The sequence below is a fragment of the Thioalkalivibrio sp. ALgr3 genome (genome assembly GCF_000377325.1).
GTDB lineage: Bacteria > Pseudomonadota > Gammaproteobacteria > Ectothiorhodospirales > Ectothiorhodospiraceae > Thioalkalivibrio.
In genome coordinates, this window is record NZ_KB897976.1 from 134,722 (window position 1) to 154,005 (window position 19,284).

Below are 19,284 nucleotides of genomic sequence, written 5' to 3' on the forward strand. Positions count from 1 at the left end.
CCATGTGCGGACTGGTTACCGGCATTGCCGAGCGCAACATCGTTCCGCTACTGATCGAGGGCCTGCACCGCCTGGAGTACCGGGGCTATGACTCCGCCGGGGTCGCGGTCGCCCGCACGGCCGGCATTGAGGTCGTTCGTACCGAGGGCAAGGTCGCCGCGCTGGAGGAGCGGGTCGCGCAGGCCGGGCTCCAGGGCCATGCCGGCCTCGCCCACACCCGCTGGGCCACCCACGGGCGGCCCTCCGAGGCGAATGCGCATCCGCACCTGTCGCGCGACCGGCGCGTCGCGATTGCGCACAACGGCATCATCGAAAACCATGCGGCCCTGCGGGACGCCCTGGCGGCCGATGGCTGGAACTGTGCATCCGACACCGACAGCGAGGTCATCGCCCACCTGATCGAACAGGCGCTGGCTGCCGGGGACGAACCGGTGGCGGCCGTGCGCGGCGTCTGCGCCCGACTCCAGGGGGCGTGGGCGCTGGCCGTCACCGTGGCCGATGCACCGGACCGGGTCATCGTCGCCCGTCACGGGTCGCCCCTGCTGATCGGTCTGGGGATCGGCGAGAACTTTGCGGCGTCCGACATGCAGGCACTGCTGCCGGTCACCCAGCGGTTCATCGATCTGGAAGAAGGCGACATCGCGGTCCTGCGACGCGATCGCGTCGAGATCGAGGATGCGCGTGGCAACACGGTCACCCGTGAGGCGCGCGAGACCCGCTGCGAGGTGACCATCGCCGATCGCGGCGACTACCGCCATTTCATGCTCAAGGAGATCCACGAGCAGCCGCGCGCGCTGGCCGAAACCCTGGCCGGACGGTTCGGTCATGACGGCGTGCTGCCGAATCTGCTCGGCCCGGACACCGACCGTCTGTTGTGCGACGTCACCTCGGTGCAGATCGTCGCCTGCGGCACCAGCTATCACGCGGGCATGGTGGCGCGGTACTGGATCGAGGATTATCTCGGCATGCCGGCACAGGTCGAGGTGGCGAGCGAGTACCGCTATCGCCGGCATGTGGTCGCTCCCGGGACCCTCCTGCTGGTGCTGTCGCAGTCCGGGGAAACCGCTGACACCCTGGCGGTGCTGCGCCAGGCGCGCGAAGAGCCCTTCGCCGCGCGGCTGGCCATCTGCAACGTACCCGAGAGCACCATGGCCCGGCTCGCGGACCTGGTCCTGATGACCCAGGCCGGCCCCGAGATCGGCGTCGCCTCCACCAAGGCCTTCACCACCCAGCTCGCCGCGCTGGCCGTCCTGGTGCTCCTGCTCGGCGATACGGCGCGCACCGCGCGGCTCGGGGCCGCCGACCGCCAGGACGGTATCCGGGCGCTCCAGTCCCTGCCGGCAATGGCCGACGCCGCACTGCAGCTGGACGGGCGCCTCGCGCAGGTGGCGGAGCATCTGGTGGAGCGCCACCACGCGCTGTTCCTGGGGCGGGGGGTGCATTACCCGATTGCGCTGGAGGGCGCCCTGAAGCTGAAGGAGATCTCCTACATCCATGCGGAGGCTTACCCTTCGGGCGAGCTCAAGCATGGGCCCCTGGCACTCGTGGACGCCGAAATGCCGGTCATTGCGGTGGCACCGGATGACGCCCAGCTGGAGAAACTCGCGAGCAACCTGCAGGAGGTACGGGCCCGCGGCGGCGAGCTGATCGTGATCGGCGAGGAGGCGGCGGCACGCGCCCTGGGCCCGGATGACACCTGGGTCGGCATGCCCCACGACGGCCCGTTGAACTCGTGGATCGCTCCGGTTCTCTTCGCGATCCCGTTGCAGCTGCTCGCGTATCACACCGCCGTGCTCAAGGGCACCGACGTGGACCAGCCGCGCAATCTGGCCAAATCCGTGACCGTGGAATAGTCCGCATGGCTTGTATTGCCACGCCGGCTTCGCTAGATTCCCCGGCGTCCTGAAAACCGTGACCGGAGTACCCCATGGATCAGCAACAGATCAATCAGCGCTGCGTCGAACTGTTCAACTCGCCGCGGGTGCAGACCAAGATGTGGAATCCACGCATGTTCTGGGAGGTGGGGCGCCACCTGAACGTCACCTCCGACCAGCTGACCGATCCGAAGGTAGACGTCGCCGAACTGGAAGTGATGCTCTCGGCCGCGGCCTACGAGCCGTCGCAGTGCGCGGACGAGGTCAACCAGCGCGAAAGCGGCCGTGCGGACTTCATCCGCCGCGCCGTGCAGTCCGGACAGCGCCCGTTCCTGCGCCGCGCCGACTGAGGCGATTTCCGTGTTCGGCCTCCGCGTAGGAGGCGAGTCCCCGCGCCGTTCCGGCGCAGGCGATTGGCCGAAGGCAAAATCGGCCGGAGGGCCGGCCTCCTGCCGGGCCAGGGTTCGACCTCCTCCCTGTAGGAGGCGAGCCCCCTCGCCGACCCGGCGCAGGCGATTGGCCGAACGCAAAATCGGCCGGAGGGCCGGCCTCCTGCCGGGGCCAGGGTTCGACCTCCTCCCTGTAGGAGGCGAGCCCCCTCGCCGTTCCGGCGCAGGCATTGGCCGAACGCAAAATCGGCCGGAGGGCCGGCCTCCTACCGGGGCCAGGGTTCGACCTCCTCCCTGTAGGAGGCGAGTCCCCGCGCCGTTCCGGCGCAGGCGATTGGCCGAAGGCAAAATCGGCCGGAGGGCCGGCCTCCTACCGGGGCCAGGGTTCGACCTGCCCGTAGGAGGCGAGCCCCCTCGCCGACCCGGCGCAGGCGATTGACCGGACGTAAAATCGGCCGGAGGGCCGGCCTCCTGCCGGGGCCAGGGTTCGACCTCCCTGTAGGAGGCGAGCCCCCTCGCCGATTCGGCCCTCTCGCCGACCCGGCATCACGTCCGTTCCGGCGGTCCGCCTCAGGCCCGCAGGAGCGGACCCTCCACCGCTTCACGGGTTTCGCGGCCCGCCAGTTCTTCGATCACCGCCAGGGCGAAATCCATCGCCACGCCGGGGCCACGTCCGGTAATCACGGTACCGTCGATCTCCACGGCCGCTCCGCTCGACTCCACTCCGGTGCCGTCGAGGGCGCCGGTAAAGCAGGTCGCTCGGCGGCCCTGCAGCAGCCCCGCCTGCGCCAGGACCTTGGGTGCCGCACAGATGGCCGCCAGATGCCGGCCCGCTTCTGCCTGTTTCTGCAGCCGCGCGATCAGCCGCGGGTCATCGCGCAGGTGATTCGCGCCCGGCAGTCCCCCGGGAATGGCAATCAGATCGAAATCCTCGCCGACGGCCGTTTCGAGGTCGCTGTCCGGCTGGATCACCGTAGCGCGCGAGCAGGTGACCGGCCCGGCCTCCTGACCGGCCACCGTGACCTCGAAGCCGGCCCGCCGGAACAGGTCGATCATGGTCACGGCCTCCAGCTCTTCCGAGCCGGAGGCCAGAGGTACGAGCACTCGCGTCATCGAGCCCCTCCCGCTAGCGTCCGTTGTAGAAGTTCAGGCCCTTGAGGAGATTGAGGGCCTCGTTCAGGCCAAAGTCGCGCTCGGCCAGGCTTTCTTCTTCCTCGTCATCGACATCGTCCGGCAGGTCGGGCCGCGCGGGCGAGTCGTCTTCCGAGCGCGATACCCGCAGGGTCTCGTCCAGCGCGATGTCCGGGGTGATCCCTTCGTCCTGGATGGACCGGCCGTCCGGGGTGAAGTAGCGTGCGGTGGTCAGCTTGATCCCGGTCTGCTCCGACAGCGGCAGGATGGTCTGCACCGACCCCTTGCCGAAGCTGTTCTGCCCCATGATGATCGCGCGACCGTGGTCCTGCAGAGCACCCGCGACGATCTCCGAAGCCGACGCCGAGCCGCGGTTGACCAGTACCACCATCGGCACGCCATCGAGGACGTCTCCCGGCGAGGCGTCATATTCGATCTGCGCCTCGTCCAGCCGGCCCTCGGTGTAGACGATCCGTCCTCCGTCCAGGAAGGCGTCGGACACGCCCACGGCGCCGTTGAGGATTCCGCCCGGGTTGTTGCGCAGGTCCAGGACCAGGCCCTTCAGGCCGTTGGCCTCCTTGAGCTCCTCGATCGCGCTGACCAGATCCCGCGCCGTGCGCGTCTGGAAGTTGCTGACGCGTACGTAGCCGTAGCCGTCTTCCAGCATCTCGGAGCGGACGGATTCCACCTGGATGATGTCGCGCGTGATGGTGATCTCCAGCGGCTGATCCTCGCCGTCGCGCACCACCGTCAGGGTGATGTCGGAACCCTGTTCGCCGCGCATCCGGCTGACGGCATCCGACAGGGTCATGCCGCGCACCGAGTCGCCGTCCAGACGCACGATGAGGTCACCCGCCTGGATGCCCGCACGATCCGCCGGCGTATCGTCGATCGGAGCGATGACCTTCACGAAGCCGTCTTCCATCCCGACCTCGATCCCGAGGCCGCCGAACTCGCCCGAGGTTCCCGCTTCCATGTCACGGAAGTCGTCCTCGTCGAGGTAGGAAGAGTGCTCGTCGAGCCCCGTCAGCATGCCCTGAATGGCGTTGTCCAGCAGCTCGCTGTCGTCGACTTCCTCGACGTAATTGCGCTTGATGCGCATGTAGACGTCGGTGAAGCGCTGCAGGTCCTCGACCGGCAGTGCCGACAGACCGGCGGCATCGTCGCGCCCGGCGTACACGCCCACGGACACGCTCAGCATGATGCCCAGAACGAGGCCGGTGAGCAGGCCGTAGCCGGAATGGAAAATCTTGTTCATCAGAGTATCCCTTGTCCGAGGTCTTTCTGCGGATATGCGCCCAATTCTAGCATTCCGCCCTTACTGTGACGGCCACCATGCCTGCGGGTTCAATGTCTGCCCCTCCCGCCGTACTTCGAAGTACAGTCCCGGCGCGATGGCGGGACTGCCTTCCCCGGCGCGACCCACCGGCTCGCCTGCATCGGCCGATTCCCCCGGCCCGGCCAGGATGTCTTCGAGGTTGCCGTACAGCGTCAGATAACCGTCCCCGTGATCCAGGATCACCAGGAACCCGTAGCCCTGCATCCAGTCCGCATAGACCACACGACCCTGATGCACTGCCCGCACCGGCGCGCCGGAGGGCGCCTCCAGCACCACCCCGTTCCACTGGCTGCGCAGGCTGCCCCGGCGTTCGCTGCCGAAATCGCGGATGACCCGCGCATCCACCGGTCGCGGCAACTCCCCCTCCAGATCCGCGAACGGGACATCCGGATTGACCGCGCGGGACCGAGGGGTCGCCTCCTCGCCCGTTTCTTCTTCGGCGGTGGTGGCATGGCGTTGCTCTTCGATCTCCGTGATCACGCGATCCAGGGTCTCGGCGTTGCGTTCGAGGCGTTCCAGCTCGAGTGCCTCGTCTTCCATGGCCGCCTCGAGTTCCTCCAGTGCCGCCCGGCGGGCTGCCTCCTGACGCTCCAGTTCGGCCATCGCTTCGCGGGTCTCGGTCTCGCGGCGAGCCAGCCGTTCGCGTTCCTCGGTCAGCCCGGCACGGGCCGCCTGCAGCTCCTCGATCCGTTGGTGCAGGCCTGCCAGGGTCCGTTCCCGCGCCTGCTGAATGGCGGACGCGTAAACGGGGTGGTGCCGCTGTCCGTCTTCCGTCGGTCGGTCACGCTGCCCGTGGCGCGCCTGCAGCCACTGGTCATGCACCAGTCGCGCCGCGTCGTGTCGCTGCTCGTGCAGCCGTTCCTCGCGCCGGGCCACGCGAGCCTCGTGCTCGGCAATCACCTCCTCCTGGGCCTCACGGCGGCGTTCCAGCTCATCCAGTCGTTCGCGTTGTTCGCCCGCGCCCCGGGCGGACGCGGCGATCCGGTCTTCCAGATCGGCGACTGCCGCGCGGCGTTCCTCCAGCGAACGTTCGACGTCCCGGATGGCCTCCAGGGTCTTTTCCAGCTCCGCCTCGGGTTCCAGCGCCGTGGCCGGCACGGCAACCAGCAGCCCCGCCAGCAGCAGGCCAACCCATGAAAGCGACAGGGACAAGATTGCGTGAATCCGCATATCGGGGTACGTTTGCGTTCTAATATTCTCACCCAGTGGCAGGGGTCTTGCCCCTCCGAACGAGAGGCTGCCGTGAGCGACGAACCGTGCATCGAAGACGAACTGATGTCGCAGGACGAGGATATCGAGAGGGCCTCGCGCTCGCTCAAGGCCATGTCCCATCCGCTGCGACTCAAGATCCTGTGCATTCTGGGCGACCGGGAGGTCAGCGTACAGGAAATCGTGGATCAGGTCGGGACCTCGCAGAGCAATATTTCCCAGCACCTCGGAATCCTGCGTGACAAGGGCATCCTGGCCACGCGCAAGGACGCCAATCGGGTCTATTACCGCGTGGGGGACTCCCGCACCCTGCGCCTGATCGGTATGATGCAGGACGTCTTCTGCCGTTCCTGAATCCCGACCGGTCTCCCGCATGCTTGAACGACTGCCCGAATTCCTTGCCAACAACCCGATTCTGACAGGCGCCCTGATCGCGGTGCTTGCCCTGATCATCTACGCCGAGTTCCGGCGCCTGACGCGCAAGTACCGCGAGCTGGCGCCCACCGAAGCGGTGCGCGTAATGAACCAGGATGATGCCCTGGTGCTGGATGTGCGCGAGCACAACGAGGTCTCCGGCGGCCGCATCGGTGGCGCGAAGCATATCCCCCTCGGCGAACTGAAAAAGCGCATGCAGGACATCGAGGCGTGGAAGTCCAGCCCCGTGGTGGTCTATTGCCGTAGCGGTAACCGGTCCTCCATGGCTGCGAACCAGCTGACGGCGGCCGGCTTCGAGGACGTGGTCAATCTTTCCGGTGGCATCCAGGCATGGGAAAATGCGGGCATGCCGCTGAAGAAGAAGTGACATGCGCTTCGAGGTCTACTCTACCGGGCACTGCCCGTTCTGCATCCTCGCCCGCCGCCTGCTGAACCAGCGCGACCTCGGCTTCGACGAATACCGCATCGACCGGGACTCCGGGCTGCGCCACGAGATGGAACAGCGGGCGGACGGACGCACCAGCGTCCCGCAGATCTTCCTGGGGGACACCCATATCGGCGGCTACGATGAACTCCAGGCCATGGAACGGTCCGGCGAGCTGGACCGCCTGATTGAGGCCTGCGGGGGCGTGGACGCCGGCGATTCCACGAACACCTGAAAGGATCCGAACGCACCATGGCTGAAGAAAACCAGACCGACGCGGCCGCACAGGGCGGCCAGGGCTCCGATGGCCCCGAATTCTCCATGCAGAAGGTCTTCATCAAGGACCTGTCCTTCGAGGCCCCCGGCGCCCCGGAGATCTTCCTCAAGGAATGGAAGGGCGAGACCGGCATCCAGCTCAACACCCAGGCGCGCCCGGTGGGCGAGCAGGAAGGGGTCTACGAGGTCGAGCTGGGCCTGACGGTCACCACCGAATCCAACGGCGAGACCGGCTACCTGGTCGAGATCAAGCAGGCCGGGGTGTTCATCGTGCGCGGTTTCTCCGAGGAGCAACGCAATCAGCTGCTGGGTGCCTACTGCCCCAATGCGCTGTTCCCCTTCGCCCGCGAGACGGTTGCCGACCTGGTCCTGAAGGGCGGATTCCCGCAGCTGCTGCTGCAGCCGGTCAACTTCGACGCGCTGTATGCCAAGCACCTGAAGGAACAGCAGGAAGGTTCGGGTCAGGGCCAGGGAGGCAACGGCGCCGCCGTCACGGCCAGCGAAAACCCCTGAGCCGGCCCGGCGCATGCGCATCGCGGTACTGGGGGCCGGTTCCTGGGGGACCGCCCTGGCGGTGCATGCCGCACGCCTGCACGACGACGTGCGGCTGTGGGGGCGTTCGGCCGAGACTGCCGAGCGGCTGGAACGCGAGCGCGAGAATCCCCGTTATCTCCCCGGCCTGACCTTCCCGCGCAACCTGCGGGTGAGTGCCGACACCGAGGTCGTCGATGGCGTCGACCTGGTGCTGGTGGCCGTACCCTCGGGCGCCTTCCGCGAGACCCTGCGCTGGCTGCGGCCCCGGCTTGCACCGGGGCAGGCGGTGGCCTGGGCCACCAAGGGCCTGGAAACCGCGACCGGTGCCTGGCTGCACGAGGTGGCCGAGGCGGAACTCGGCCCCGGACAGCCGGCGGCCCTGATATCCGGGCCTTCGTTCGCCGCCGAGGTCGCGCGCGGTCAGCCCACTGCCCTCACCGCCGCCTCGGCCGACCCGGAGCGCCGGCGACGTCTGGCGGATGCCTTCCACGGCGGTTCCATGCGCATCTACGGCAACCCCGACGTGATCGGCGTGGAGCTGGGCGGGGCGTTCAAGAACGTCCTCGCGGTGGCCTCCGGGATCGCCGACGGGGCCGGGTTCGGCGCCAATGCCCGCGCCGCGCTGCTGACCCGCGGGCTGGCCGAGCTGCAGCGTCTGGGCGAGGCCCTGGGCGCGCGGCCGCAGACCCTGACCGGGTTGTCCGGCCTCGGCGACCTGCTGCTCACCTGCACCGACGACCAGTCGCGGAACCGCCGGGTCGGTCTGCTGCTGGGCCAGGGGTACGACCTGGCGACCGCACGCGAGCGGGTGGGCCAGTCGGTAGAAGGCGTCGAGACCGCGCGCGTGGCGGTGGAGCGTGCGCATGCCGCCGGCGTGGAGATGCCGATCTGCGAAGAGGTGCACGCGGTGCTCTATCGTGGCCGGCGGGTGCACGATGCGGTACGGCGCCTGCTGGAGCGCGACCCGGTCGCCGAGAATATCTGACCCATCGGCTCATTCGCCGCCGGCGAAGTCCAGCTGCCGCCAGGCCTCGTAGATCACCGCCGCGACGGAATTGCCGAGATTGAGGCTGCGGCTGCCGGGCTGCATCGGCAGCCGCAGGCGCCGCTCCTCCGGGATCGCGTCCAGTTCCTGCTGCGGCAGGCCGCGGCTCTCGGGGCCGAACAGGAAGGCATCGCCCGCGGCGAACGCCGGGGTATCGAAGCGGCTGCTCCCGCGCGTGGTGATCGCGAACACCCGCCGCGGGGCCACGGATTCCCGCCAGGCGGCCAGGCTGTCATACTCGCGGACCCGGGCCCATTCCCGGTAATCCAGCCCCGCGCGGCGCAGCCGGCTCTCGTCCAGGCTGAAGCCCAGCGGGTGGATCAGATGCAGGGCCGCCCCGGTGTTGGCGGCCAGACGAATGACGTTCCCGGTGTTCGGCGGGATCTCGGGCTGATACAGGACGATGTGAAACATGAGCGAAGCGCGCGACGATTCGCGGCTCTCCCTGGAATTCTGCGGGCTGCATTTCAACACGCCTCTGGTGCTGCTGTCCGGCTGTGTCGGCTTCGGCGAGGAATATACCCGGGTGGCCGGCTTTTCCAACCGGGATGCCGGTGCGGTGTGCCTCAAGGGCACTACCGGGGCCGCCCGGCCCGGCAACCCCCCGCACCGGGTGTACGAGACCCCGGAGGGCATGCTCAACGCCATCGGCCTGCAGAACCCCGGGGTCGAACAGGTGGTCGGCGGGATCCTGCCGGGGCTGGATTACGACGAGACGCGCTTCATCGCCAACGTCTCCGGCTCCACCATCGAGGAATACATCGCGGTCGCGCGGGCCTTCGAAGATTCCCCGGTGGACGCGATCGAGATCAACATCTCCTGCCCCAACGTGAAGGAAGGCGGGGTCGCCTTCGGCAACGACCCCGACATGTCCGCGCGGGTGGTCGAGGCCTGCCGCTCGGTCACGCAGAAACCGCTGATCACCAAGCTCTCGCCCAACCAGACCGACATCGCCGAGAACGCCCGGCGCTGCATCGAGGCGGGCACCGACGGCTTTGCCGTGATCAACACCCTGATGGGCATGGCGGTGGATGCCGAGAGCGGCCGCGCGGTGATCGGCAACAACCAGGGCGGACTTTCGGGCCCGGCGATCAAGCCGGTGGCGCTGCTGAAGGTCCACCAGGTCCACCAGGTAGCGAAGGCCCACGGCATCCCGATCATCGGCCAGGGCGGGGTCACCCGCGCCGAGGATGCCCTGGAATTCCTGCTGGCGGGGGCTGCTACCGTGGGCGTGGGTACCGGTCTGTTCTACGATCCGCTGTGCCTGCCGAAGATCCTCGCGGGCATCAACGACTACATGGACCGCCACGGGATCGGCCACGTGAGCGAGCTGACCGGACGACTGCAGCTGAACGAGGGCTTCTCCGGCTGCGGCGCCTGACGTGCCGGCAGCACTCGCGCCTGCCGGTTACGGCCGTTCCTCGTTCATTCCCAGTTCCTGGATCTTGCGCGTCAGCGTGTTGCGGCCCCAGCCCAGCAGGGCCGCGGCCTGCTGGCGGTGTCCGCCCGAGGCCCGCAGCGCCTCCCGGATCAGCGTGCGTTCCATCGCCGGCTGCAGGCTCCCCAGCACGTCCCGGTCGCCGCGTTCCCAGTGCTCGCGGGCCACGCGCGCCAGTTCATCGGTCCACTCCCGGGGTTCGACCGGCACGGCCTGTGCAGGTCCCGGCCCCGGTTGCGGCGTGCCCGTGGACCGGGGCGTGTCATCGCGGCGCAGTTCCGCCGGAAGGTCGTCCAGGTGCACTTCGCGTCCGGAGGCCATCACCGTCAGCCAGCGGCAGGTGTTTTCCAGCTGGCGCACATTGCCCGGCCATGGCAGGCGCTGCATCTCCGCGACCACCTCGGGGCGCATCACCTTGGGCTCCACGCCCAGCTCGGTGGCCACCTCGCTCATGAAATGATTGACCAGCAGCGGGATATCTTCCGGCCGCTCGCGCAGCGACGGCACATGGATGCGGATCACGTTGAGGCGGTGGAACAGGTCCTCGCGGAACTGCCCCGCGCGCACCCGCTCTTCCAGGTCCTGGTGGGTCGCGGCGATGATGCGCACATCGGTATGGATGGGGGTATGCCCGCCCACCCGGTAGAAGGTGCCGTCGGCCAGCACTCGCAGCAGGCGGGTCTGCAGGTCGAACGGCATGTCGCCGATCTCGTCGAGGAACAGGGTTCCGCCGTCGGCCTGCTCGAAGCGGCCCTTGCGGGTCTGGCTGGCGCCGGTAAAGGCCCCCCGCTCGTGGCCGAACAGCTCGCTTTCCAGCAGGTCCTTGGGGATGGCCGCCGTGTTCAGGGCGATCAGCGGCTGCCCCGCCCGCGGACTGTGCTGATGCAGCGCGCGTGCGACCAGCTCCTTGCCGGTCCCCGATTCGCCGTTGATCAGAACCGTGATATTGGAGCGTGACAGGCGGCCGATGGCGCGGAACATCTCCTGCATCGCCGGCGCCTCGCCGATGATGGGGGTTTCCTCGGCGCTGCCCTCGTCGGGCGTTGCGGCCGCCAGGCTGTCACGGCGGGCCTCCAGGGCACGCTGCACCAGGGCCACCGCCTCGTCCACGTCGAACGGCTTGGGCAGGTATTCGAACGCCCCGGTCTGGTAGGCGCCCACCGCGCTCTCCAGATCGGAGAATGCGGTCATGATGATGACCGGCGGCGCGTCACCGCGGCTCTGCATGCGCGCCAGGAAATCGAGCCCGTTGAGCCCCGGCATGCGAATGTCGGCGACGATGGTATCCGGGGTGTCTTCCGTCTCCAGGGCCGCCCATGCCGCGTCGGCGGACTCGAACCCGCGCACCGCGATATCGGATCGGCTCAGGGCGCGTTCCAGCACCCAGCGGATGGAATCGTCGTCGTCGATGATCCAGACCGTCGGATTCATGCGTCGGGGCTCTCGCTGGCGGGCGGTCCGGCCACGGGCAGGAGGATGTCGAAGCGCGTGGAGCCGGGCCGTGAATGGCATTCGATCAGGCCGTCATGCAGCTGGACCAGGCTCTGCGCGATCGGCAGGCCGAGGCCGGTGCCGCTGTCGCGGCCGGTGACCATGGGGAAGAAGATCCGCTCGCGGACCTCCTCGGGGATTCCCGGCCCGTTGTCGCGCACGCTCAGGCGCGCGACCAGCCGGTGGCGTTTGCCGGAAACGGTGTACTGGCGCAGGATGCGCGAGCTGAGCACGATCTCGCCCTCGTCGCCCAGCGCCTGCAGGGCGTTCTGCACCAGGTTGAGGAGCGCCTGCACCAGCATGTCGCGATCCGCTTCGATCTCCGGGATCGAAGGGTCGTAGTCGCCGCGGATCTTCACGCCCAGCGGCAGCTGGACGCTGATCAGGCCGCGCACATGCTCGAGGACCTCGTGCAGGTTAAGGGGGGCGCGCTGCGGCATGTTGTTGGGGCCGAGCATGCGGTCCACCAGCGAGCGCAGGCGGTCGGCCTCATGGATGATGATGCGCGTGTATTCGCGCAGGTCGGGATCGTCCAGTTCTCCGGCCAGCAGCTGCGCGGCGCCGCGCAGCCCGCCGAGCGGGTTCTTGATCTCGTGCGCCAGCCCGCGCGTGACCGCGCGCGAGATGGCCTGCTGCTTCTGCAGCTGTTCCTCGCGCGAGATGCGCTCGTGCCGGTCGATCGCGCTGAGTTCGAACAGCAGCCGTCCGGGTTCGTCACCCTCGCCGTGCAGCGGCGTGATCACCACGTCCGCCAGAAAGCTTTCCGCGCGCAGGGGTTCCAGGCGCCGCGCACGCAGGGTGATCGGCTGGTCCCGGGTCAGGGCGTTGCGCAGACGGGTGGTCAGATTGCGGTCCAGATGCAGCCACTGGCCGAGCGGGTGACCGAGGATGCGTTCGCGGCTGAGGCCCAGCAGGACTTCGGCCGCGCCGTTCATCGCCTGCAGCCGCAGATCCCCGTCGGTCACCATCACGGCCGTGGACAGGTCGTCCCACCACGGGGGGGTGGGGAGCGAGGCGGTCGGAGGGGGCGTATGCGGGCTCATCACCCGGCTTCAAGCATGAAGTGCGCCAGAATGGCCACGAGGGCGTCGCAGCGCTTCGTCCGGCGGCGTTGTGCGGTGGCGCTCTGATGAGGTGCAGTCATTGCCCTATTGTAGGGCATTCTGTGCATCAAAGTGGTGCGATGCCCGTGGCTGGCTCAGAAATCCACCAGTTCCACGGGCACCGGGACGTCCTCGATCGAAGTTTCGTCTTCATCGTCGGTCTCTTCGTCCGCATCCGCATCTTCCTCCGGCTCGTCGTCCGTCGGGTCTTCTCCCGGCCGCCGTATCGGGCGTTCGAGGATCTCGCGGGCGTTTTCCAGGGGGACGGCGCCCATCGGCTCCTGAACCTCGATGCGTTCGCTGCGCCCGTCGCCGGGTGCCTCGTCGGAGAAATGCACCACACCGTCTTCGTCCACCCAGCGGTGGACTTCGGTGGAGGCCAGAACGCCGATGCCCGGCGCCCCGGCGATGGCCAGGGCCACAAGCCCCGCGAGGGAGGCTCGCGGGGTCATCAGGCGGCGGGCCTTACCCATACCGACTGCACCCGGGTGCCGGCGTCCTGCAGGCCGGCCAGGCGCGGATCGGGGCCCGCGGGCGCGTGGCCGGCCTCGATGCATTCCAGCCAGTCGTCCAGCGCGGCCATGCGCAGGAGCGTCGGGGCGGCGCCGCGTTCGATCGCGCTCAGCGGGCGCTCGCGGTGATAGCCATCCAGCAGGGCGCGGTAGCGTTCGCGATCGAGCTCGCCCGTCTCGCTGACGGCCACCGCCAGCGCGATGCGCGCCAGTTGCCAGAACGCCGGCACGGGGGCCGGCGGGAGCGTCAGATCCGCCAGTCCGGTGTGTTCGCCGTGCCGCCGGACCGAGCGCCAGAAGCTGCCGGCCACCGGCAGGTCCTCGAACCGGTACAGCCCCTGATGATGCAGCTCGCGGTTCAGTTGTTCGCGCGCCTGTTCGTCCAGGGTGGCGCTCAGGTCTTCGGTACGTTCGCGCAGCTGCTGCTGCAGTACGCCGCGGCGCCAGACGCCGTCCTGCGGCAGGGCCTCCGCCGGATGCCAGGCCTGCCAGCGGGCCGCGAGGCGCCCCAGCGCCTCCGGCGTGCCGGGACCGCTGGCGATCGCCCCGGGCTCCGCGGCGTTGCCGCGCTCCAGGGTCCAGTGCGCGCGATCCCCGTCAAGCTGCGGGGCATCGCCGGCGGCGGGCAGCCCCACGGGCGCGCCGGCCGCCCGGGCGGCGGCAAAGGCTGCTTCCAGCGCCGCGGCACCCGCGACCGGCAGTTCCACGGTCGACTGCGTGCTCACCATTCCAGGATCCTCCAGCGGGGCGGGGTGAAACCGGGGGCCAGGTCGTCGCGGCGTTCAAGATCGCCTTCCCCGGTGACGTCCACCAGATAATAGGTCGGACCGGCGGCCGGGGTGACCTCGACGATCACCAGCTCACCGTCCACGCGATATTCGCGTCGCCGCTCGCCATCGCGCTCCATGATGATGACGTCCGCCTCTTCCAGTTCCTGCAGCTGGCGGGCGCGCTCGTCCAGCACCGGCGGCGGTGCGGGCTCGTCGCCGGCGGCTTCGTCGGGCATGTCGGGCGGTGGCGGGGCGTCTTCGAAGTCCTGCGCCGCCAGCGGCCCGGCGGCGAGAACAAGGCCCAGCAGGGCAGCGGCCAGCGCCGTGGCGCGGGTGCTCGTCATCATCAGAGCTCCATCAGTCGTTGTTTCTCTTCCGCCGAGGGCTCGAAGCTGCGGGCCTCGTAGTACTCGAAGATCACGTCCACGACCTCCTCGGGGGTGTCCACCACCGAGTATAGATTGAGGTCCTCGGCATCGATGGTGCCATGGGTGACCAGCGCGTCCTCGAACCACTGCAGCAGGCCTTCCCAGAACTTGCTGCCCACCAGCACGACCGGGATGCGTCGGGTCTTGCCGGTCTGCACCAGGGTCAGGATCTCGGCCAGCTCGTCCAGGGTGCCGAAGCCGCCCGGCAGTACCACGTAGGCGGAGGCGTACTTGACGAACATCACCTTGCGCGAGAAGAAGTGCCGGAACCCCAGGCCAATGTCCTGGTAGGGGTTGGCGTGCTGTTCGTGCGGCAGCTGGATGTTGAGCCCGATGCTGGGGGAATGGCCGGCGAACGCGCCCTTGTTGGCGGCCTCCATGATGCCCGGCCCGCCGCCGCTGACCACCGCGAAGCCCGCGTCCGACAGCTGGCGCGAGATCTGTTCCGCAAGCAGGTAGTCCGGGTGATCGGACGGGATGCGCGCCGAGCCGAACACGCTGACCGAGGGCTTGATGTGCGCCAGGCGCTCGAAGCCCTCCACGAACTCCGCCATGATCTGGAAGATCTTCCAGCTCTCGCGGGTCAGCGAGGAATCGTCGATGGGCCGCAGCCCGGGGTGTTCGGCTCGATCGTGATCGTTCATGAGGGGCGCGTTCTTTGCACTCTGGGGCGCCTAGACTAACCGTGGCCCGACGGCCGCACAAATCGCGCCGGCGCTGCTCGGGCCGGGGCCCGCAGCCTGCTAGAATGCCTCCCTCGCAAGCCCAGCCGGATCCGCATGATGTCGCAAGCCCCGCTCGTCCTGGTCGACGGTTCTTCCTACCTGTTCCGGGCCTACCACGCCCTGCCCCCGCTGACCGCCCCCGACGGCCACCCCACCGGGGCGCTCTACGGCGTGGCCAACATGCTGCGCAAGCTGCGCGCGGACTACGCCCCCGAGCGCATGGGGGTGGTGTTCGACGCGAAGGGGCCCACCTTCCGCGACGAGATCTACCCCGAATACAAGGCCACCCGGCCGCCGATGCCGGAGGAGCTGGCGGCGCAGATCGAGCCGCTGCACGAGCTGGTGCAGCTGATGGGCTTCCCGCTGCTGTGTGTGGAAGGGGTGGAGGCGGATGACGTGATCGCCACCCTGGCCGACCGCGCCGCGGCTGCCGGGCAGGATGTGGTGATCTCCACCGGGGACAAGGACCTGGCCCAGCTGGTGGACGACCGCGTGACCCTGGTCAACACCATGAGCGGGACGGTGCTGGATCCCGCCGGCGTGCGCGAAAAGTTCGGCGTGGAGCCGGAGCAGATCGTCGACTACCTCGCGCTGATGGGCGACAGCGTGGACAACATCCCGGGGGTCGAGAAGGTCGGGCCCAAGACTGCGGCCAAATGGATCGCGAAGTACGGCGACCTCGACACCATCCTCGAGCGGGCCGACGAGATCGGCGGCAAGATCGGCGAGAATCTGCGCGCTGCGGCCGATCGCCTGCCGACCTCGCGCGAGCTGATCACCGTGCGCCGGGATGTCGATCTGCCGCTGGGCCCCGATGACCTCGAGCTGCGCGAGCCCGATTCGCAGCAGCTGCTGGAGCGGGTGCGCCACCACGGGTTCTCCCGCTGGCGGGCGGAGCTGGAAGGCGGCGACGCCGGGGGCGATGCCTCCGGTGGCGGCGGGAATGCCGATCCGGGGCAGGCGGCCGAATACCACACCGTGCGGGACGAGGCGGCATTCACGGAGTTGCTGGAACGCCTGCAGGGCGCCGCGCGGGTCGCGTTTGACACCGAGACCAGCAGCCTGGAGGCAATGCGGGCCGAGCTGATCGGCATGTCCTTCGCGTTCGAGGCGGGTACCGCCTATTACTTGCCGCTGGCCCACAGCGGTCCGGATGCCGATCCGCAGCTCCCGCGCGAGGCGACCCTGGAGCGCCTGCGGCCGTGGCTGGAATCGGCCGAACACGGCAAGCTCGGCCACAACCTCAAGTACGACCGCAACGTGCTGGGCAACCATGGCATCGTGCTGCGCGGCATTGTCGATGACACCATGCTGCAGTCGTTCTGCCTCGACGCCGGCGCCAACCGGCACGACCTGGATTCCCTGGCCGAGCGCCATCTGGATCACCGCACCACGAAATACGAAGACGTGGCCGGCAAGGGGGCGAAACAGATCCCGTTCGCCGAGGTGGACGTCGGCATCGCCACCGATTATGCCGGCGAGGACGCGGACATCTGCCTGCGTCTGGACGCCCTGTTCCGGCCGCGCCTGAACGAGGCCGAGGGCCCGGCCTTCGTCTACCGCGAGATCGAGATGCCGCTGGTGCCGGTGCTCGCGGACATCGAGCGCGCCGGCGTGAAGGTGGAACCGGACCTGCTCGGCGAGCAGAGCCAGGAGCTGCTGAGCGAGATGGAGCGCATCGAGCGCGAGGCCTTCGACGAGGCCGGTACCGAGTTCAATCTCGGCTCGCCCAAGCAGATCCAGGAGATCCTGTTCGAGCGTCTGGGCCTGCCGGTCCTGCGGCGCACGCCCAAGGGCCAGCCCTCCACCGCCGAGGACGTGCTGGAGCAGATGGCGGACGACTACGCCCTGCCCCGGCTGATCCTGGAGCACCGTGGCCTGTCCAAGCTGCGCAGTACCTATACCGAGACCCTGCCGCGGCGTATCCACCCGGAGACCGGGCGGGTGCATACCTCGTATCACCAGGCCGGCGCGGCCACCGGGCGCCTGTCGTCTTCCGAGCCCAACCTGCAGAACATCCCGGTGCGCACCGAGGCCGGCCGGCGCATCCGCCGGGCGTTCATTGCCGAGCCGGGGTACCGCCTGCTGGCGGCCGACTATTCGCAGATCGAGCTGCGGATCATGGCCCATCTGTCGCAGGACGCCGGCCTGCTGCAGGCCTTCGCCGACGGCCAGGACATCCATCGCGCCACCGCGGCGGAGGTCTTCGGGGTCGACCCGGATGCGGTCACCGGCGAGCAGCGCCGCGCGGCCAAGGCGATCAACTTCGGCCTGATCTACGGCATGTCGGCCTGGGGGCTGGCGCGCAACCTGGGGATCGAGCAGACCGAGGCGCGGGAGTACATCGACCGCTATTTCCACCGCTATCCCGGCGTGCACGACTACATGGAGCGGGCGCGCGAGCGCGGGCGCGAGCAGGGCTATGTGGAAACCCTGTTCGGGCGCCGGCTCTACCTGCCCGAGATCAACAGCCGCAACGGGGCCCGCCGGCAGCAGGCCGAACGCGTGGCGATCAACGCCCCGATGCAGGGTACCGCGGCCGACATCATCAAGCGTGCGATGGTGCGCATGGCGCGGGACCTGGACGGCAACGGGCTCGATGCCCGCATGATCATGCAGGTGCATGACGAACTGGTGTTCGAGGTTGCCGACGATGCAGTGGAGGCCCTGGGCGAACGGGCCCGCGCCGCGATGGGCGGGGCGGCCGAGCTGGATGTCGAGCTGCTGGTGGACATCGGCGTCGGTGATAACTGGGACGATGCCCACTGAGGCCCCCTGTCGGAGCCGGAGGCTGAGCATGGCGGATCTCGAATCACTGGCCCGCGGGTTCAACCGCGTGGCCCCGTGGCTGGTCGCGGGCCTGCTGCTGGCGGCCGGCTGGGTGGCGGCGGACCGCTACCTGGCCGGCGGTGGCGGCAGCGACGCTGTCGTGGTGGTGACCCCGGAGATCTGCGATCTCAATGAAGGGGCCTGTACCGCGCAGCACCCCGAGGGAGGCGAGATGACCCTCGAGATCACCCCGCGACCGGTCCCCATGCTGCGGGAGCTGGAGCTGTATCTGCGCCATGTCGGGCACGACGGCCGCGATCCCGAGTGGGTCGAGCTGGATTTTGCCGGGGTGGAGATGTACATGGGGTTCCAGCGCCCGCGCCTGGAACGCGTGGGCCCGGGTGAATACGCTGGCACCACCACCCTGCCGATCTGCACCACCGAGGCGATGACCTGGGCGGCGACCGTGCTGCCGGAAGGCGACGGCGACGCCGCGCGGGTACAGTATCGCTTCGTGACCGCCCGCGACCACTGACGTACGGGCTTCCACCGAGGATTGCGCACGATGTCCCGACTTCCCCTGACCACCCTCCTGTGGGCCCTGGCCGCCGTCGCCGCGGCCGCGCTGCTGCTGTATGTATGGCTGGTGCCCGGGCAGCCCCCCGCGGGCGAGGCCGCCACTCACGAAGACATCCCGGTGGCCGACCGGGTGACCGGCGGCCCGTTCCAGCTGCCGGTCTCCACCGAGGGGGAGGCCTTCGATCTGCGCGATCTGGAAGGACAGTATGTGTGGCTCTATTTCGGCTATACCTCCTGTCCGGATGCCTGCCCGGTCAGCCTCGGATGGATCCGGATGGCGCTGGAGCAGCTCCCCGAGTCGCTGGAGGACCGCGTCAGCGCGGTGTTCGTCAGCGTGGATCCCGAGCGTGACGACCGCGAGCACCTGGCGGAATACACCGACCATTTCCATCCCCGGATCCAGGCGGCCACCGGCCCGCACGATGCGCTGGAGCCGGTGGTGGAGCAGTACGGGGTGTTCTACGAGAAGACCGACAGCCAGTCCGCGATGGGCTACGTGATCGATCACAGCTCGTCCACCTACCTGGTGGGGCCGGAGGGCGACCTGCTGGAGATCCATTCGCACGGGACTTCGGCGGATGAACTGGTGGCGACCCTGCAGGCCCATGCGGAACGCGAGTGAGGGCCGCGGTTGCGCGCGCTTTCCCGGGTTGTGACGCATTCCCGTCCGACAGTAGAAGGACCGGGAACTTCACGGCCGGTCAAGCGTCATAAGGGGTGAGCGCCGTGGCCCGGCGTTCCCCGCTTCTCTCCCTGAGCGGGAAGACCTCGCCTCCCCCTGTCGAGGTCGCTGTTGCCCCGATCCTCCTCCCC

At 68.9% G+C, this 19,284-nt stretch carries 21 protein-coding genes; 11 read left to right on the forward strand and 10 right to left on the reverse strand.

Features of this window, described 5'->3' with window-relative positions:
- The first annotated feature begins 2 nt into the window (after nucleotides 1–2).
- Both glmS and C998_RS0100665 read left to right on the forward strand, forming a co-directional pair.
- On the forward strand, nucleotides 3–1,853 hold the full coding sequence (gene glmS, locus C998_RS0100660; protein ID WP_018868910.1) for a glutamine--fructose-6-phosphate transaminase (isomerizing): 1,851 nt from the start codon (nucleotides 3–5) through the stop codon (nucleotides 1,851–1,853).
- A gap of 74 nt (nucleotides 1,854–1,927) precedes the next feature.
- A complete protein-coding gene (locus tag C998_RS0100665) occupies nucleotides 1,928–2,224 on the forward strand; it encodes a hypothetical protein (RefSeq protein WP_018868911.1) in 297 nt (98 codons plus the stop codon).
- A gap of 609 nt (nucleotides 2,225–2,833) precedes the next feature.
- Here the strand turns inward: C998_RS0100665 and C998_RS0100670 are convergent.
- Genes C998_RS0100670 through C998_RS0100680 form a run of 3 tightly spaced genes read right to left on the reverse strand, consistent with a single transcriptional unit; the run spans nucleotide 2,834 to nucleotide 5,903 of the window.
- Nucleotides 2,834–3,376 (reverse strand): DJ-1 family glyoxalase III, encoded by a 543-nt coding sequence (locus C998_RS0100670; protein WP_018868912.1) that lies wholly within the window; start codon nucleotides 3,374–3,376, stop codon nucleotides 2,834–2,836.
- Nucleotides 3,377–3,389: 13 nt separating this feature from the next.
- Nucleotides 3,390–4,652, reverse strand: a complete 1,263-nt coding sequence (locus C998_RS0100675) for a S41 family peptidase (RefSeq protein ID WP_018868913.1) — start codon at nucleotides 4,650–4,652, stop codon at nucleotides 3,390–3,392.
- Nucleotides 4,653–4,712: 60 nt separating this feature from the next.
- Nucleotides 4,713–5,903, reverse strand: a complete 1,191-nt coding sequence (locus C998_RS0100680) for a murein hydrolase activator EnvC (RefSeq protein ID WP_026279408.1) — start codon at nucleotides 5,901–5,903, stop codon at nucleotides 4,713–4,715.
- Nucleotides 5,904–6,008: 105 nt separating this feature from the next.
- On the opposite strand from C998_RS0100680, the gene C998_RS0100685 reads away from it, so the two are divergent.
- From C998_RS0100685 to C998_RS0100705, 5 genes are read left to right on the forward strand one after another with little or no spacing between them, the layout of a single operon-like run.
- A complete protein-coding gene (locus C998_RS0100685) occupies nucleotides 6,009–6,296 on the forward strand; it encodes a helix-turn-helix transcriptional regulator (protein WP_051073636.1) in 288 nt (95 codons plus the stop codon).
- A gap of 19 nt (nucleotides 6,297–6,315) precedes the next feature.
- On the forward strand, nucleotides 6,316–6,744 hold the full coding sequence (locus tag C998_RS0100690; RefSeq protein WP_018868916.1) for a rhodanese-like domain-containing protein: 429 nt from the start codon (nucleotides 6,316–6,318) through the stop codon (nucleotides 6,742–6,744).
- A gap of 1 nt (nucleotide 6,745) precedes the next feature.
- Entirely contained in the window at nucleotides 6,746–7,036 is a 291-nt protein-coding gene (gene grxC / locus C998_RS0100695; RefSeq protein ID WP_018868917.1) for a glutaredoxin 3, read from the forward strand.
- Nucleotides 7,037–7,053: 17 nt separating this feature from the next.
- Nucleotides 7,054–7,590: a protein-export chaperone SecB gene (secB, locus tag C998_RS0100700; RefSeq protein ID WP_018868918.1), complete on the forward strand. Its 537-nt coding sequence runs from the start codon at nucleotides 7,054–7,056 to the stop codon at nucleotides 7,588–7,590.
- A gap of 13 nt (nucleotides 7,591–7,603) precedes the next feature.
- The gene (locus C998_RS0100705; protein WP_018868919.1) at nucleotides 7,604–8,596 is read left to right on the forward strand and encodes an NAD(P)H-dependent glycerol-3-phosphate dehydrogenase; all 993 of its coding nucleotides are present in this window, start codon (nucleotides 7,604–7,606) and stop codon (nucleotides 8,594–8,596) included.
- Nucleotides 8,597–8,605: 9 nt separating this feature from the next.
- Here the strand turns inward: C998_RS0100705 and C998_RS0100710 are convergent, their stop codons facing one another.
- Nucleotides 8,606–9,070, reverse strand: coding sequence for a tRNA (cytidine(34)-2'-O)-methyltransferase (locus C998_RS0100710; protein WP_018868920.1), 465 nt, complete (start codon nucleotides 9,068–9,070; stop codon nucleotides 8,606–8,608).
- Here C998_RS0100710 and C998_RS0100715 point away from each other — a divergent pair.
- Nucleotides 9,069–10,037: a dihydroorotate dehydrogenase gene (locus C998_RS0100715; protein ID WP_018868921.1), complete on the forward strand. Its 969-nt coding sequence runs from the start codon at nucleotides 9,069–9,071 to the stop codon at nucleotides 10,035–10,037. The genes C998_RS0100710 and C998_RS0100715 overlap by 2 nt on opposite strands.
- Nucleotides 10,038–10,064: 27 nt before the next feature.
- Here C998_RS0100715 and ntrC read toward each other — a convergent pair whose 3' ends face one another.
- From ntrC to C998_RS0100745, 6 genes are all read right to left on the reverse strand, one after another.
- Nucleotides 10,065–11,606 (reverse strand): nitrogen regulation protein NR(I), encoded by a 1,542-nt coding sequence (gene ntrC, locus C998_RS0100720; RefSeq protein WP_369771829.1) that lies wholly within the window; start codon nucleotides 11,604–11,606, stop codon nucleotides 10,065–10,067.
- Nucleotides 11,522–12,628, reverse strand: coding sequence for a nitrogen regulation protein NR(II) (gene glnL / locus C998_RS0100725; protein ID WP_018868923.1), 1,107 nt, complete (start codon nucleotides 12,626–12,628; stop codon nucleotides 11,522–11,524). Before glnL ends, ntrC begins: the two co-directional genes overlap by 85 nt.
- 155 nt (nucleotides 12,629–12,783) lie before the next feature.
- On the reverse strand, nucleotides 12,784–13,140 hold the full coding sequence (locus tag C998_RS0100730; protein ID WP_231364935.1) for a DUF4124 domain-containing protein: 357 nt from the start codon (nucleotides 13,138–13,140) through the stop codon (nucleotides 12,784–12,786).
- Nucleotides 13,140–13,928, reverse strand: a complete 789-nt coding sequence (locus C998_RS0100735) for a hypothetical protein (RefSeq protein ID WP_018868925.1) — start codon at nucleotides 13,926–13,928, stop codon at nucleotides 13,140–13,142. The genes C998_RS0100730 and C998_RS0100735 overlap by 1 nt, the downstream gene beginning before the upstream one ends.
- A complete protein-coding gene (locus C998_RS0100740; RefSeq protein WP_018868926.1) occupies nucleotides 13,922–14,317 on the reverse strand; it encodes a DUF2782 domain-containing protein in 396 nt (131 codons plus the stop codon). The genes C998_RS0100735 and C998_RS0100740 overlap by 7 nt, the downstream gene beginning before the upstream one ends.
- Nucleotides 14,317–15,042, reverse strand: coding sequence for a TIGR00730 family Rossman fold protein (locus C998_RS0100745; protein ID WP_018868927.1), 726 nt, complete (start codon nucleotides 15,040–15,042; stop codon nucleotides 14,317–14,319). The genes C998_RS0100740 and C998_RS0100745 overlap by 1 nt, the downstream gene beginning before the upstream one ends.
- A 138-nt stretch (nucleotides 15,043–15,180) precedes the next feature.
- On the opposite strand from C998_RS0100745, the gene polA reads away from it, so the two are divergent.
- Genes polA through C998_RS0100760 form a run of 3 tightly spaced genes read left to right on the forward strand, consistent with a single transcriptional unit; the run spans nucleotide 15,181 to nucleotide 19,093 of the window.
- Nucleotides 15,181–17,892, forward strand: a complete 2,712-nt coding sequence (gene polA / locus C998_RS0100750; protein ID WP_026279409.1) for a DNA polymerase I — start codon at nucleotides 15,181–15,183, stop codon at nucleotides 17,890–17,892.
- 28 nt (nucleotides 17,893–17,920) lie between these two features.
- Nucleotides 17,921–18,427, forward strand: a complete 507-nt coding sequence (locus C998_RS0100755) for a hypothetical protein (RefSeq protein WP_018868929.1) — start codon at nucleotides 17,921–17,923, stop codon at nucleotides 18,425–18,427.
- Between the two features lie 30 nt (nucleotides 18,428–18,457).
- Complete coding sequence (locus tag C998_RS0100760) at nucleotides 18,458–19,093, forward strand: SCO family protein (RefSeq protein WP_018868930.1); 636 nt, start codon at nucleotides 18,458–18,460, stop codon at nucleotides 19,091–19,093.
- The last annotated feature ends 191 nt before the right edge of the window (nucleotides 19,094–19,284 follow it).

Bases quoted from the DNA above. Each gene is read 5' to 3' on its own strand.
- glnL (WP_018868923.1), bottom strand. From the start codon at position 12,628: ATGAGCCCGCATACGCCCCCTCCGACCGCCTCGCTCCCCACCCCCCCG.
- C998_RS0100730 (WP_231364935.1), bottom strand. From the start codon at position 13,140: ATGACCCCGCGAGCCTCCCTCGCGGGGCTTGTGGCCCTGGCCATCGCC.
- C998_RS0100705 (WP_018868919.1), top strand. From the start codon at position 7,604: ATGCGCATCGCGGTACTGGGGGCCGGTTCCTGGGGGACCGCCCTGGCG.
- C998_RS0100670 (WP_018868912.1), bottom strand. From the start codon at position 3,376: ATGACGCGAGTGCTCGTACCTCTGGCCTCCGGCTCGGAAGAGCTGGAG.
- C998_RS0100755 (WP_018868929.1), top strand. From the start codon at position 17,921: ATGGCGGATCTCGAATCACTGGCCCGCGGGTTCAACCGCGTGGCCCCG.
- C998_RS0100710 (WP_018868920.1), bottom strand. From the start codon at position 9,070: ATGTTTCACATCGTCCTGTATCAGCCCGAGATCCCGCCGAACACCGGG.
- ntrC (WP_369771829.1), bottom strand. From the start codon at position 11,606: ATGCCATTCACGGCCCGGCTCCACGCGCTTCGACATCCTCCTGCCCGT.
- C998_RS0100715 (WP_018868921.1), top strand. From the start codon at position 9,069: ATGAGCGAAGCGCGCGACGATTCGCGGCTCTCCCTGGAATTCTGCGGG.
- C998_RS0100675 (WP_018868913.1), bottom strand. From the start codon at position 4,652: ATGAACAAGATTTTCCATTCCGGCTACGGCCTGCTCACCGGCCTCGTT.
- grxC (WP_018868917.1), top strand. From the start codon at position 6,746: ATGCGCTTCGAGGTCTACTCTACCGGGCACTGCCCGTTCTGCATCCTC.
- glmS (WP_018868910.1), top strand. From the start codon at position 3: ATGTGCGGACTGGTTACCGGCATTGCCGAGCGCAACATCGTTCCGCTA.
- C998_RS0100760 (WP_018868930.1), top strand. From the start codon at position 18,458: ATGTCCCGACTTCCCCTGACCACCCTCCTGTGGGCCCTGGCCGCCGTC.
- polA (WP_026279409.1), top strand. From the start codon at position 15,181: ATGTCGCAAGCCCCGCTCGTCCTGGTCGACGGTTCTTCCTACCTGTTC.
- C998_RS0100740 (WP_018868926.1), bottom strand. From the start codon at position 14,317: ATGATGACGAGCACCCGCGCCACGGCGCTGGCCGCTGCCCTGCTGGGC.
- C998_RS0100680 (WP_026279408.1), bottom strand. From the start codon at position 5,903: ATGCGGATTCACGCAATCTTGTCCCTGTCGCTTTCATGGGTTGGCCTG.
- C998_RS0100735 (WP_018868925.1), bottom strand. From the start codon at position 13,928: ATGGTGAGCACGCAGTCGACCGTGGAACTGCCGGTCGCGGGTGCCGCG.
- C998_RS0100685 (WP_051073636.1), top strand. From the start codon at position 6,009: ATGTCGCAGGACGAGGATATCGAGAGGGCCTCGCGCTCGCTCAAGGCC.
- C998_RS0100690 (WP_018868916.1), top strand. From the start codon at position 6,316: ATGCTTGAACGACTGCCCGAATTCCTTGCCAACAACCCGATTCTGACA.
- C998_RS0100665 (WP_018868911.1), top strand. From the start codon at position 1,928: ATGGATCAGCAACAGATCAATCAGCGCTGCGTCGAACTGTTCAACTCG.
- C998_RS0100745 (WP_018868927.1), bottom strand. From the start codon at position 15,042: ATGAACGATCACGATCGAGCCGAACACCCCGGGCTGCGGCCCATCGAC.
- secB (WP_018868918.1), top strand. From the start codon at position 7,054: ATGGCTGAAGAAAACCAGACCGACGCGGCCGCACAGGGCGGCCAGGGC.